The organism is Methanosarcina sp. DH2 (assembly GCF_020804225.1).
Taxonomy (GTDB): Archaea; Halobacteriota; Methanosarcinia; order Methanosarcinales; family Methanosarcinaceae; genus Methanosarcina.
This window is the reverse complement of record NZ_WJBI01000003.1, coordinates 44429-58246: the sequence shown is the minus strand read 5'-3', so window position 1 is coordinate 58246 and position 13818 is coordinate 44429. Positions and strand designations below refer to the sequence as shown.

The window sequence follows — 13818 nt, the reverse complement described above, 5'->3', positions numbered from 1 at the left end:
AAATATCTCCGAGGAAATACATTGTAACTACTTTAATGGTTTTATTACACCATTATTAACCTCCAACACATCTGAAAATTGTGTCTTTACCATGCCCAATAGCTCGTGCAACACTTACTCTTTTTCTTAGAAATTATAGTCAACGTTTTTAGAAGATCTTACTTTCAGAACTATATCCCTTAGATTTTCATTTTATAACCATGAAAGTTATTAGTCAAGAGGAATAAATGTGGAGAATACATCCTCAAAACAAAGAGTCATGCGAAAAAATAATATAATTTTTATATATCCATAGAAGTATTTTAGGATATAAATAGAATAATGAAAGTTTTTATGCGCATATATGCAAATGAATTCATTGCCGACTACAGATAGTAAAGATTATATTCACATACGTGGATTTTATAGATAGAAAGATTGCGAACCGAATCTTCGATTTACTGTGTATGTTCAGGTAATTTTATTTTTGGGTGATAGATTATTAAACTCTCTACACTTTTGCCCAGTGGTTACAGGACAATACTCAGATTTGAAATTCGGGGAGGGTACTAATATGAAGAAGTTACTGGCTTTGATGCTACTTATTTCAGTGATCTTTATATCTGGCTGTGCATCGACGATAAAGACAAGCTCACCAGTCAGTCCGGAAGAGCTAGCTGTGAGCATAGAACCCCTGGTAATCAAGGAGTTTACTGAGCAGGATATTTCCGTGAATGTATTGAATAATAACAGCACCCAGGCAATTGACTCGGTGTCTGTAAGTTCATTTGATCTATTTACAATTGTAGAGCCAAGTTCACAGGTGAATATTCCTCCTGGCAACAAGGCCACTGTAAGTTTCAGGGTTATGGCTCCTTCGTTTGATGGGGTTGAAGATACCTCGATGTTGACCTTATCATATGCTTCGGGTATCGATAAAGAGGAAAAAACCATAATCAAGACGAAGGTTATGCCTGTACAGACCATTGTATTGCCTGATGCGAAACTTCAGTTCGTCGGCTTTGCCGAAAGCATGGACAAGCTGCGTGCATCTCCCCCTGTTTCTGCATGGGAAACTGAGAAGGGCGGAAATGTCACAGTGAAATTTTCTGTAAAAAACAGCGGACAGACGACCATATCCAACGGATCAATGTACGTGCTGGTAGACATCGAAAACAAGCTAATTGGGAACAATGCGAGCGTTAATATTACCGAGGCTATGGCAAAGGGAGGAACTTCCTATACACGGGGTGTGACGCTTCCTATTCTAAAAGATGCTCCCAATGGGGAAACTGATGTGTATGTAAATCTGATGAAAGGGGATTATCTTCTTGATTCCCAGACCCTTGTACTTAAAGTAAAACTATAATCAGGATCTGGTTTTCATGAGATTCGGGTTTCATATAAAACCTAACAAATCTCCTCTTTTATTTTTCAGTGGATTTCTAATCAGCATTTCACTGGTTTTGATCCTCTCTACTGGATGCTCTGAGAGGTCAGGAGACGTTTTCAGGGAATATGATGAAGTTTTCATCCAGAATGTGGATGTAATGTCCGCTCCCCAGGGCCAGGGCACCCTTCTGACAGCCACTCCTTATATCCGCAATGACCAGAACACTGACAGTTCTATGCTTTCTATTAAAGTAAAGATCATTGATCAGGAGACCCAGCTGATTGTTGCAGAAAGAGATATGGATATGGGTTACGTCAAAGCCCAATCTCTTGCTTACAATAGTTTGTCGCTGGGGGTTATAAACCCAGGGAATTATGAAGTGGAGACCCAGCTTTTCGAGGAGGGTCAGCTCCTTGATTCCTGGAGCAGGTCTGTCACCATAAAAGCGAACTCCTCCGCTGACCAGCCGGCTGATATCCTGCTCACCAATATGAACCTTGTAATTACCCAGTTCACTGATAGGGACACAAAGGTTGTGGTGGATATATCTCCCGGGGTTTATAACCAGGGAGGAGATTCCAAAGCTCTGACCATGGTAGTCACTGCAAAAACAGATGCGTACACCGCATATACTGAAAGTGACGAACTCGGGATTGTCAAAGGTTCAAGCCAGCTTAGAGGGCATGTGCGCTTTGTACTCCCAAGAAGAGCGGAATATACATTTTCGGTTACTGTGGAAGAAAATGGTAGGGAAATTATCACTTCCGAAGTCACTGAGACAGTAAAAATGGATAAGATAGAGCGGAGTGTTACCAAAAATTACCCACTTGTGGAAGAAGGCACTCCTGTTGAATCCCCGATCGAAGAAGGAACTTCCAGTTCCGAGGATCCGACTCCCGGTTTTGAGGGTTTGGTCATGTGTGTGGTTCTCTTGCTGGCTGCAGTTATTATAATGAAAAAAGGGGACCTTGAGAGTAAAAAGAATGGAAAAGAGGGATTAAATGGTCGGAAAAGAAGATAGTCCCTACATCGAGGAAAAAAATACGGATCATCATTCTGTGGAGGTCCGAATGCCCGGGACAGGTCATACACTGGAAAATAATGATATATCATTTAAAAAACTTGTAAATGCAGCTGTGCTGATTGTTCTTTTGGCTCTTATTTTCATCGCATTGTTTTCTTTTTTTTTCAATATGCAGGAGGCGATAATTGCCCTTTTCCATCCAAAGTACCAGGCACTTATGCAGGCTCTCTTTAGTTTGCTAGTCCTGATTATAGGGATTTGTATGGTCAAGTTCCTTTTTCCAAATAAACGTTAACCATAGCCTTTTAGAGGGACTAAATCCCTTTTTTAGATAATAGAAGGGTTAATACTGTTTAGAAGGGTTAATACTGTTGATTTTTTAGTTTAATGCGTAAGTCCAATAATACCAACCGGATATTGTGGAAGCACAAAAATTAAAAAATCGGGAAAAATCAGGCAAATATAGAGTATAAAAAATGAAAGGGAACAGGATAGGAACCTTTCGGTTCAGACCTGCTTTATGTTCATGTTGAGGGCAACTTCTGCGATATCGGCGCTGTATTCCGAAACCCTTCGCAGGCTCTCAAGGATCATGCTAAGCTCGATGTTGCCAGAGTCGTCTCCACCCTTTGTTTCGAGAGAAACTCCGAACTGGGAAACCTTTTTGGCTTCGACAACAATTTTGTTTATAGCCTGCAGGTCCTCTTCCTGCATTGAATATATTGAACTCTCGAAAACTTTCTGAGAGAGTTCAGCCATCTTGAAAATCGGGTCATCAGTACTGATTCCGGAGTCCATTTTAAGGACGTTCCTGGCGATCCTTACTGCATGGTCTCCTACGCGCTCGATGCTCTTGGTAATAAGCCTGTACCCGAGACATTCCCGTGGATGCCTGATTCCGATCTTTTCTGAGAGTTCGATATCCTCAATTGAGGCCTTGAGCTGACGGACTGCAAGAAGGTAAAAACGGTCCACGTCATCATCCCTCTGGATGACATCCTCGGCGATTTCCACATTATGGTCCCTAAGGGCAGTCATGGAATCTTCAAGCATTGAGAGGACGAGCCCATACATGTTTTTGATTACACGGCCGAGAGGCAAGTCGTTATAGTTCAGGAGGCACTGGAAAACAAGTTCATTACGCGATTCTTCCACAAGTTCCAGACCTATAAGTTTCTGGCGCACAGAATCTTTTATAAACTTGCGGTCATAGGCACTGAAACCTTTTTTGGTAGTCAGCCTGATTACATCATAACCTACAAGATAATGAGAAATAAGGATCCTTAAGTTGTTTTCCGCACTGTCGGAGTGAAGATAATCTATAGTTGCTTTAAGGGCAGAATGATCTTTCGAAACCGCACTGGAGGAGACAAGCAGCGTTTTGTTAGGCATGGGAGTAAGAGTAAGTGTGTCCCCGGCCTCAAGCCCTATATCCCTGACCCATTTTATGGGAAGAGACACAATATAGGTAGAATTTCCGGTAAACTGGACTTTTCTTTTATCCTTGGTAATAAATAAGCCCCCTGAGGAGATACTAATGAATATTAAAAGATCTATATAGACGATATTAATATATAAAGGTATCCTGAAAGTTGAAGACCAAAATAAAAAATAATCCATGATTTTGTCGTCTAAGTATAGTATATAGGGGCGAGGATGAATCATAGAAAAACATAGAATTACTTAAGATATTATATACAAATTGTATATAAAACGAAGTTTATAAAGAAATACCTCTTTTTATAAACTTTCTTTACTGATGACTGAAAAAGCCTTATCTCGAAAAGTAGAGGCTGTTAAGATATCCTCACACGAAGTAAAACTTCTGGAAAGAAAACCAGGTTGTCCATCTTTACACTTTTGCAATATAAATTGATAAAAAGATAAATAAAAAATAAAAAAATAAAAAAATAAATAAGCCAGTAATTCTATTTTATTTGAAAAGAATTCAGCTTTTTACATATAGTTAGCTTCTAAGTCCTTAAACCGAAAATCCTCATGGCACTAGATATGGAAGTAAAAAATCGCCTTAAAGCATTTTTGCGTATAGCCCGTTTCTCAACGTTACAGTAGCTCAAAACCAGTTGATTATATAGAAATTTGTTCCCTGCGCCCTGAACATAATAAGCAGTTCAAGCATATTGTTCATGGAAATGGGCAACCCATATAATTAAAACAAAGGTATTGGACGATGAAACAATTCGATATAAATCTGGAATCGCTTATAAACAGCAGCCCTATAGTCATTTTTTTGTGCAAATCAACTGAGAGCTGGCCTGTGGAACTTATCACGGAAAATATCTGGCAGTTCGGATATGCAGTTGAAGACTTCATCTCAGGAAATATCCGGTATCTCGATATTGTCCATCCTGAGGATGTTGAAAGAGTAAAATCGGAGGTTGCCGAATTCTCGGAGAAGGGGTGCACTGAGCTGACACAGGAGTACAGAATACTGACAGCTTCAGGAGAAACACGGTGGAGTGAAGTGAAAGTTCTTGTCAGAAGAGATGAGGATGGAAAAGTTAGCCATTATCAGGGCACTCTCTGCGACGCTACGCAGCGTAAAAAAGCTGAGGAATCGATGCAAAAAGCTCTGAAAAAGAAGAATGAATTGAAAAATGTTATAAACAGCAGCCCTGTGTTCGTATTTTTATGCAGGCCTGAAGAGGGCTGGCCTGTTGAATTCGTTTCTGAAAACATTACAAAGCTTGGCTATACCCCGGAAGATTTCACCTCAAGGAGAATGCTGTACACAGATCTTATCCATCCCGGGGACAGGGAAAGAATTCGCACTGAAGTTGAAAAGTTTTCCAGAAACGGATATACTGAATGTACCTAGGAATATCGGGTCCTTACGAAGTCAGGGAAGATAAGATATATCGATGACAGGACCCTTATCAGAAGAAACAAAGAAGGAGAAATCACTTACTACCAGGGCATAATCGTGGATATAACCGAGCGCAAACTGGCTGAAGAAATGGTTAAAGGACAGAATATGGTACTCGGTCAACTAGCTTCCGGAGCTCCATTAGAAGAAGTGTTTCTCCTTCTTATTCGGAATATGGAAAAGATCAGACCAGGTTCCATATGCTCGGTAATGCTGCTTGACCGGGAGAAAAAACATCTCTTTTACTGCGTTGCTCCAGGGTTTCCGGAGTTTTACAGGCAGAAGACTGACGGGATTGAGGTAGGCTTTGGAGCGACTTCGTTCGGAACCGCAGCCTTCTTGAAAAAAAGGGTGACCGTGGATAATGTAATGGAACACCCTTACTGGACAGAATACAGGGAACTTGCAGCTGAGGCAGGGCTGAAAGCCTGCTGGTCAGAACCCATAATTTCATCCTTTGGAGAAGTCCTTGGGGTTATTTCCATGTACTACGGCGAGGCGCACAGGCCAGAGAAAGAGGATCTGGATTTTATGAGAACAAATGCCCAGCTGGCAGCGATAGCGGTAGAACATAAACTGGCAGAAGAGACCCTGCGGGAGTCCGAGCATAAGTTCAGGACAATTTTCAATAATATCAATGACCAGCTATATATCCGCGAACCTGAAGGAAAAAGCTACATGGATGTAAACCAGGCAGTTGAAAACCGGCTGGGATATGATAAAGAAGAGATCCTGAAAATGGAAGCCGAAGAGATTATCCCTGCTGAATACTGGGACTCTGTCCGCGAGAACCTTAAAAAGATTCAGAGTGAGGGATCAAGGGTTTACGCAGCAGGAGCAATCTGCAAGGACGGCACAGTTGTCCCCCTTGAAGTCAGTGCCAGGATCATTAATTACGAAGGGAAGAAAACGATCCTTTCGGTTGCCAGAGACATTACTGAACGCAAGAAAGCCGAAGCAGCACAGAAACTTAATGAAGCCCGGCTCGAAGCCCTTGTAAAGCTAAACCGGATGACAGGAGCCTCTTTAAAAGAAATAACAGACTTTGCCCGGGAAGAAGCGGTCAGACTTACAGGCAGCAAACTCGGGTACCTTGCGTTTATGGACGCCTATGAGACCTCCCTGATCATGCATTCCTGGTCAAAGAGCGCAATGGAAGAATGTGCAATCGAAGACAAGCGCTTTATTTATCCCGTGAAAACAACAGGGCTCTGGGGAGAGGCAATCCGGCAGCGTAAACCCATTATCACGAACGATTATACGGCTCCCAGTTCCCTGAAAAAAGGGTATCCAAAAGACCATGTTCACCTTACCCGCCATGTAAACGTGCCTGTATTTGACGGGGATAGGATAGTTGCAGTTGCAGGTGTGGGAAATAAGGACGAGCCTTATGACGAATCGGACTTACGCCAGCTGACCCTTCTCATGCAGGGTATGTGGCAGCTCATCCAGAGAAAGCAGCTTGAAGATGCTCTTAAAGCTCACTCTGAAGACGTCTCTAAAACTAATGATGAACTCAGGTCCCTTAACCGGATAAAAGCGGAATTTATGGCTGAAAGCCTGCCTCAGATAAAAGTAAATTACAGTGACCTTATGGATTTCGAGACCCTGGAAACCATCGAAGACCAGCAGCAGAAAGCTATAGATGCAGTAATTAACAGTTCGGAGAGGCTGAAACAAATGGTAGATTCCCTGCTCTACCTGAGTCTTGAACAGGCAGGAAAGATCGAATACTCTTTTGCCGAAGTCGAGATAAAAAAGATACTTTCGGATGTGTACCTTAACCTGATACTCCTGATAGATGAAAAAGAACTGAAAGTCGAGAAGGAACTGCCTGCAAACCTGCAACCAATCCGGGGTGATAAACAGAAACTGACAGATCTGTTCACTACTCTCATGGGCAATGCAATCAAGTTTACGCCTCACGGCGGGACACTGGAAGTAAAAGCTGCAGAGGAAGAAGGCAATATCCACATAACCGTAAAAGACAGCGGGACAGGTATCCATAAAAGGCTGATCCCTCACCTTTTCCACAGGATCTACCAGGTTGACGATTCCATGACCCGCAGGTACCAGGGACTTGAATCAGGGTTCTATATCTGTAAAAACATTGTCAACGCTCATGAAGGGGAAATCTGGGTAGAAAGCGAGGAAGGTTCGGGAACCACGATGCATGTAAGGCTTCCAAAAAAGAATTATTGAATCGGAAATGTGGATTAAAAGAGCTAAGAACTAAAATTGAAAAATGTTTAAGTGAAGTGGCTGGAGATTTACGATGAAACTGGAACTACTGGGCACTCTTTTTCTCTCGGACAAAAGGAAAGACCTTCTTTTACTGCTGATGGAAGAGCCCCGAAACATTGACGAGATAAAAAACATACTGAATGTGACTTCAAGTGCGATCATGACCCAGATCAAAATCCTCATCAGCCAGGGGCTTATTACTCATGAGGATGACCTTTACAAACTCTCGGATATCGGGAAGGTAGTAGTCAAGAAAATGAGGCCTCTTCTTAACACCCTTGGAGTGTTTTCAGAGAATATGGACTACTGGGAGAACCATAATATTAGTGCAATCCCTGTCAACCTTCTGGACCGAATAGATGACCTCGGGCACTGTGAATTCATTGAGCCCGACCTTGATCGGATGTATGAAATCCCCCAGAAAATAGAAGAAAAACTGAGCAGGTCAACCCATGTTATGGAAGTTTCCTCTTATTTTAACCCTGCCTACCCGTCAACCTATGTTGAGCTCGTGAAAAAAGGAACTGACGTATCTCTGATAATCACAAAGCCAGTATTTGAAAGACTGAAAAAAGAATATAGCGTATCCCTCAGGGAATATCTGGACAGAGATAATGCGAAAATCTTTGTCTGTGACTGCCCTGTAAAGGTGGCATCAAGTGTAGTAACGGACCATTTTCTAGCTCTCTCCCTCTTTTATAGAAACGGGATATACCACAATCATGCAATGCTGAGCATGGAAAAAACAGCCCTGAAATGGGGAGAAGACCTCTTTTTGCATTACATGAAAAACTCAAAGGAAATAAAGGAAATCGAATGAGGAAGAGTTGAAAGCTTCATCAGGAAATTAAACTGTAAAGGACATGAAGAGATAAAATATTCCATGAGGAAATACAACATTCCAGAATATAATGCGAGTGGATCGAAACCGATTATCTCCAGCCTCCCCTTTTCAATCCACTTTACCATCTGCAATTTCTACTTAAATACCAGTACATGAAAAAGAAGTTTCTCTGTTTTTACTTTTTTAATTTGCCATGATTTTGGATAATTTCGGCAGCTCACATCTTGAGAAAGTTCACTGCTTTCCCATATATCCCGGCTGATCAGTCCCCTGTGTGATCAAAGGCTTTGATCAGATTAAACCCTCTTATAGAATAGAAGTATCCTGTAAAATCAGGCCGATTCGTAAGATTGGGCTAAACAACGAGATCATGAGGGTTAACAATATCAGTAAATATTACTGGATCAGGGGAATTTATAAAATCAGTAGAATAAGCAGAATTAAGCATCAGAAGAGATGTTAACTGCGTTAATCAAATCTCTGCGTTTATGTTATATGTTTTGCAATTAATGTATGATCGGAAGTTAACAGTCATACAGAGGCTTACTGAGCAATGAGCCTTAATTGAGCTAAATTGAGCTACTAACTGTTAACCAGGAAATACCTGTAAAAATGGAGGAAGCGTTTTTTATGGCAGCAGATATTTTAAACCAATTAGCGGAAGCTGTCGTCGACGGAGACGACGATCTTGCAGAAGAACTGGCACAGAAGGCACTTAACGAGGGCGTTGACCCCTACGACGCAATCGTCAATGGGCTGGCAAGAGGGATGGCAATTGTCAGTGACCAGTATGAGAAAGGCGAAGCCTTTGTACCTCACCTGCTCCTGGCTTCAGGTGCAATGTACGCGGGCATGGATATCCTCTCCCCTGAAATGACAAAGGAAGAGGGAGCCCTGCAGGCTGTCGGAGTCATAGGGACCATTGAAGGAGATGTACACGACATAGGCAAGAACCTGGTAAAGACCATGCTCAGTGCAGGCGGATTTAAGATGATCGACCTTGGTGCAGATGTGCCCATAGAAAAGTTTGTCGAAACCGCAAAAGAGCACGAAGCTGACCTTATTTCCATGAGCGCACTGATGACCACAACCATGACCAATATGGAAAAAGTCATTGAAATTCTTCAGGAAGAAGGCATACGTGACTCCATAAAAATCATGATTGGTGGAGCTCCTGTTTCCGAAGAATATGCCTCCGGAATTGGGGCTGATTCAACCCACCCTGATGCAATGCACGCAAGCGCCTGGGCATCTGAAGCCGTAAAGGAGCTCGACCCCAAAGCTGCAAGGTGGAGTGAAGAGAAGATTAACCTCGGGAAGATTAAGTACAGAGAGATCCTTGCAAAGAAGACAGTTTCCGACAAAGTGGATATCGGACTTGAAACTGCCAGCAAAATCAAAGAAGAGTTCGAGAGCATTGGTGTGAAGAGCAAGGAGGAAATGACCCACATTGACAGGACGGTATCCGCCATGTCCGACAAGAAGGTCGACCGCCTGCCTGTCTATCCTCTTGCCTGCGGTGTCCTCAGAAAATTTGCAGGGGTTAACTACAGGGACTATGCCACAAAAGCAGAAGCTTTCACAGAGAGCGCTTTCCTCGGTTGCAAGTACCTTGACCTTGACATGTTTGTGGGCCTTGCCGACCTTTCAGCTACATCTGCGGACTTCGGATGTAAGATCAAATATCCTGAAGACGATACCCCGTCCTCCGAAGGGCACATCAAGGACTATGAGAAGATTGAAGTCCCTGAGCTCAAGAAAGGAACCCGTGGCTATGAACTGGTTATGGCTTCAAAGATGGCAAAGGAAAAAATCAACAAAGAGCTCAACACTCCTTTTATCGGCTTCCACGAAGGTCCCCTGCTCACCCTTACCCAGCTGATGGGGGCAGACCGCATCCTGATGGACATGAAGACCCAGCCTGATGTTGTCCTTGAAGCTGTCCAGAAGTGTACTGATTACATTTGCCAGCTCACCGAACTCTTTTTCAGCGAAGGTGCCTGTGATGCTCTCTGTATTGACAACCTCTGGTCAAACAACGTTATTATGAGCGAGCAGGACTACTGGAAATTCGATGGGAAGTTTGTCTATGACCAGCACATCCCGCTATTCAAGCAGTACAATCAGCCGTATATCATCCACAACTGCGCTGATGCTGTGCACTTTGAGACCCAGATCAAGAAGTTTGGCACTTCGCTTTACAGCTACGCCTACTATGAGAAGTCCAGGGACAAGGGGTCCCAGAACTATGCAGACCTCATCCCCAAATACGGAGATATGTGCTGCATGATGGGAGAAGTAAACCCTGTTGAATTTATGGACGGCTCTGCAGCAGGTGTGCAGAAGGTCAGGGATGACACAAAAACCCTGCTGGAAAACGCGATACCTGTGCTCAAGGAGAACGGCTTGCAGTCCAAGTATATCCTGTCTACTGGCTGTGAAGTCCCACCCGGAGGTCCGCTGACCACCGTGCAGGCAATGGTAAATACAGTAAAAGAGTTCGGTCCAGAACTCCAGAAAAAGATAATGGGGTAAATTCTCTTTAATGAGGTGAATAACCTCTCCCCATTTCGATTTAAAATCAAGATCAAATACTTAACAATAGCGTTCAGAGCCTCAAATAAAAAAATCTCCATAAGGCCTTTAAAAGTTTGGAAAAACAGAAAAACACCCACAGAAAGTAAAAACCATTTTCACCGTTTTCTAACCTCCATACAGGAGTTGATCTAGCTCCTGAGCTCCAGAGCATCAGCAGAAGACCGCATTATTTTATGTAAAGAACAAGCGGGAAACCTCCATTTAGAAAAACTAAAAGCAGCATGTAATCCATAAAGATGAAAAATGGGACTAAAAATGAAAAGTGGGACAAAAAAGAGATGGACTAACTATAAAGGCAGCAAAAAAAAGAGAGCCTGAAGGGCGGATTTAATATGACTTTGTCTTCTCCGCCCCTCTCCATTATAAAAGCCGCAAAGTAAAAATTATAAGATCTTTTTTTAAAAAGGGTTTTGCCTTTGAAAAAATGTTGGGCTCTCAGAATTGGGAGAAAGCAGAGGTAAAGTGGGCAGAAGTAAGGTAGGCTGTAGAAATGTTAGAGACAGAGACCGAAGCAGGTGAGAGAACATCAGCCATAGAAGTTGCAGAGGAGGAATGTAATGTATCTGGGACTGGGAATTGATACTGGAGGGACATATACCGATGCCGCTATTATGGATATGTCAAATGGAAATGTGATTGAGTCAAATAAAGCGCTTACAACTTATCCTGACCTAATAAGGGGAATAAAGAATTCCATTGAAGGGCTGGACCCGGGATATCTGAAAAGGATAAAATTCGTTTCTGTTTCTACAACCCTTGCCACCAATACTACGCTTGAGGGCAAAGGCTATCCTGCAGGGCTAATCCTCATAGGGCATACAATCCCCAAAAAACTTGCCAGTCGCTATGTGATATCAATCGGAGGAGGGCACGATTCGGACGGGAACGAAATTGCCCCCCTTGAAGACCTGGAAACAATCAGGGAGTTTGTCAGGCAGGTAAAGAATAAAGTGGCTGCTTTTGCAGTCTCCGGTTATTTCGGAGTCAGGAACCCGGAACATGAGCTTAAGGTAAAGGAAGTAATTCAGGAAATAACGGACATGCCGGTTGTCTGCGGGCACGAGCTTTCCATGAGCCTGGGGGCTTACGAAAGGGCTGTGACAGCTCTCCTGAACGCTGAACTGATTCCTGTAAGCAAACAGTTTATTAAATCCGTCCAGACAGTAATGGAAGAAAAAGAGATAAAGGCAACCCTGATGATGATGAAGTGTGACGGGTCCCTGGTCCGCATAGAAGAAGCCCTGCAAAAACCTGTGGAATCAATCTTTTCCGGACCCGCAGCAAGCCTTGTAGGAGCTGCACACCTCACATGCCTGGATACCTGTGCAACTGTGGATGTTGGAGGCACAAGTACTGATATTGCCATGATTTCCGGAGGCATACCGGATATAAGTGATTCGGGAGCACGAGTTGGGGGCTGGAAAACCATGGTAAAAGCGATCAGGATGGAGACCTCAGCTCTCGGAGGAGATAGCCTGGTCTGGATCAGAAGAAAAACATATCTGGGGCCATCAAGGGTTATTCCACTCTGTCTTGCAGCATCAGAGTTCCCGGGTCTTCTAAAGAAATTGGAGGAAGATGATGCCCCAAACGAACGCATAATGGATGAAATCATACAGCCAACCTCATTTTTCATAAGGAGCGGGATAAACTCTCCTGAACTTCTCAGTGGGGATCTCGAAGAAGATGAGAGAGCAATTATCGAACATCTGGGAACAGAACCCCTCTCGATATCGGAGCTCTCTGAGAGGACAGGCAAACACCCGCTTATGTTTGCAGGGACTCTGAAAAGCCTCATCCGAAAAAGGCACGTCAGTCAGATAGGGTTTACCCCAACCGACGCCCTGCACGTGCTTGGAGAATACGCAAGATGGGACGGAAGGGCTTCCTTTATAGGAGCAAAAGTTCTTGGAAAGACCCTCAAAAAAGGGGCAGAGGATTTTTCAGCCCAGGTTAAGGCTGAAGTCGTAAGAAAACTTACTCTCGAACTGATTTCCTTCTTTGCAGAGGACCTGAAAAAAGAGGATATTGAAAAGCTTCTGGTAAAAGAAAATTTCCTGAAATTCCGCATAAAGGTCCCTGTAGTGCTGGTAGGCGCACCTGTAAGGGCGTATCTGAAAGAACTGAATGAGACTGTGGATGCAGACATAAGGATTCCTGCTTTCCATGAAGTCGGAAATGCCGTGGGCGCCCTTGTAGGAAAAGTAGTCCACAGGACAGAGGTCCTTATCCGCCCTTCAGCAGCAGGGAAAGCAGAATATTCTGTATTCTCCAGGCTTGGAAAAGAGGTCTTTGAAGATTATGGAGAAGCCCTGGACTACGGGCTTAAGCTCAGCCACAGACTGATTCTGGAATACATGGATGGGTACGGGCTTGAAATGGAAAATGTAGAATTCGACCTCAAACAAAATGATGTGGGAAGTAGGGGAAAAGCCCCTCTGGAAACCCGTCTGGTCGGAGTCGGTGTAGGAACAACCGGAAAACTGGCATAAATAACGTGTAGAAACGGCAACGTTCAGCATGTCTAAAAAGCAAGAGGTTTAAACGGCAGGAACCGCAGCAAAAGGGGAAAAACATGGCAAGCGAACTAAAAACACCAAACAGTACGAGATTGGAGAGCCAGGACGGGATGGCAAAACTGGCACGGACGATAAGAGATAAGATCCAGATTGACGAGCCGGTAAAAGAAGAAGGGCTCATAGACCAGCTTGAAAGGGCAGCCATAGAGATTGACGAGCTGCTTGGTTCATCCCTGGGGCCRAAAGGGATGAACAAGATAATAGTAAACCCCGTGGGGGATATTTTCGTTACGAGCGACGGGAAAGTCATCTTAAAAGAAATAGATGTAC

General features: G+C 43.4%; 10 protein-coding genes. 9 read left to right on the top strand and 1 reads right to left on the bottom strand.

Features of this window, described 5'->3' with window-relative positions; translation table 11 throughout:
- Positions 1 to 553: 553 nt before the first annotated feature.
- Genes FXV91_RS07075 through FXV91_RS07065 form a run of 3 tightly spaced genes read left to right on the top strand, consistent with a single transcriptional unit; the run spans position 554 to position 2691 of the window.
- Positions 554 to 1348 carry a hypothetical protein gene (locus FXV91_RS07075; RefSeq protein WP_229389876.1) on the top strand — a complete coding sequence of 265 codons (795 nt, stop codon included), beginning with the start codon at positions 554 to 556 and terminating at the stop codon, positions 1346 to 1348.
- Positions 1349 to 1364: 16 nt separating this feature from the next.
- Complete coding sequence (locus tag FXV91_RS07070; RefSeq protein WP_229389874.1) at positions 1365 to 2393, top strand: hypothetical protein; 1029 nt, start codon at positions 1365 to 1367, stop codon at positions 2391 to 2393.
- On the top strand, positions 2374 to 2691 hold the full coding sequence (locus FXV91_RS07065; RefSeq protein WP_229389872.1) for a hypothetical protein: 318 nt from the start codon (positions 2374 to 2376) through the stop codon (positions 2689 to 2691). Before FXV91_RS07070 ends, FXV91_RS07065 begins: the two co-directional genes overlap by 20 nt.
- Positions 2692 to 2903: 212 nt before the next feature.
- On the opposite strand, the gene FXV91_RS07060 is transcribed toward FXV91_RS07065, so the two are convergent.
- Positions 2904 to 3908, bottom strand: coding sequence for a phosphate uptake regulator PhoU (locus FXV91_RS07060; protein WP_322225609.1), 1005 nt, complete (start codon positions 3906 to 3908; stop codon positions 2904 to 2906).
- A 679-nt stretch (positions 3909 to 4587) separates the two neighbouring features.
- Between FXV91_RS07060 and FXV91_RS07055 the strand changes: the two genes are divergently transcribed.
- The 6 genes from FXV91_RS07055 to FXV91_RS07030 form a co-directional block, all read left to right on the top strand.
- Entirely contained in the window at positions 4588 to 5235 is a 648-nt protein-coding gene (locus FXV91_RS07055) for a PAS domain-containing protein (protein WP_229389868.1), read from the top strand.
- A 105-nt stretch (positions 5236 to 5340) separates the two neighbouring features.
- Complete coding sequence (locus FXV91_RS07050; RefSeq protein WP_229389865.1) at positions 5341 to 7485, top strand: GAF domain-containing protein; 2145 nt, start codon at positions 5341 to 5343, stop codon at positions 7483 to 7485.
- 73 nt (positions 7486 to 7558) lie between these two features.
- On the top strand, positions 7559 to 8347 hold the full coding sequence (locus tag FXV91_RS07045) for a winged helix-turn-helix domain-containing protein (RefSeq protein ID WP_229389863.1): 789 nt from the start codon (positions 7559 to 7561) through the stop codon (positions 8345 to 8347).
- Positions 8348 to 9001: 654 nt separating this feature from the next.
- Entirely contained in the window at positions 9002 to 10906 is a 1905-nt protein-coding gene (locus FXV91_RS07040; protein ID WP_229389861.1) for a methyltransferase cognate corrinoid protein, read from the top strand.
- 620 nt (positions 10907 to 11526) lie between these two features.
- Entirely contained in the window at positions 11527 to 13461 is a 1935-nt protein-coding gene (locus FXV91_RS07035) for a hydantoinase/oxoprolinase family protein (protein ID WP_229389859.1), read from the top strand.
- A gap of 83 nt (positions 13462 to 13544) precedes the next feature.
- On the top strand, positions 13545 to 13818 hold a 274-nt coding region (locus FXV91_RS07030; protein ID WP_275948899.1), incomplete at its 3' end, for a TCP-1/cpn60 chaperonin family protein.

Coding starts and splice junctions, on each gene's coding strand:
- FXV91_RS07075 (WP_229389876.1), top strand. CDS start 554: ATGAAGAAGTTACTGGCTTTGATGCTACTTATTTCAGTGATCTTTATA.
- FXV91_RS07070 (WP_229389874.1), top strand. CDS start 1,365: ATGAGATTCGGGTTTCATATAAAACCTAACAAATCTCCTCTTTTATTT.
- FXV91_RS07065 (WP_229389872.1), top strand. CDS start 2,374: ATGGTCGGAAAAGAAGATAGTCCCTACATCGAGGAAAAAAATACGGAT.
- FXV91_RS07055 (WP_229389868.1), top strand. CDS start 4,588: ATGAAACAATTCGATATAAATCTGGAATCGCTTATAAACAGCAGCCCT.
- FXV91_RS07045 (WP_229389863.1), top strand. CDS start 7,559: ATGAAACTGGAACTACTGGGCACTCTTTTTCTCTCGGACAAAAGGAAA.
- FXV91_RS07040 (WP_229389861.1), top strand. CDS start 9,002: ATGGCAGCAGATATTTTAAACCAATTAGCGGAAGCTGTCGTCGACGGA.
- FXV91_RS07035 (WP_229389859.1), top strand. CDS start 11,527: ATGTATCTGGGACTGGGAATTGATACTGGAGGGACATATACCGATGCC.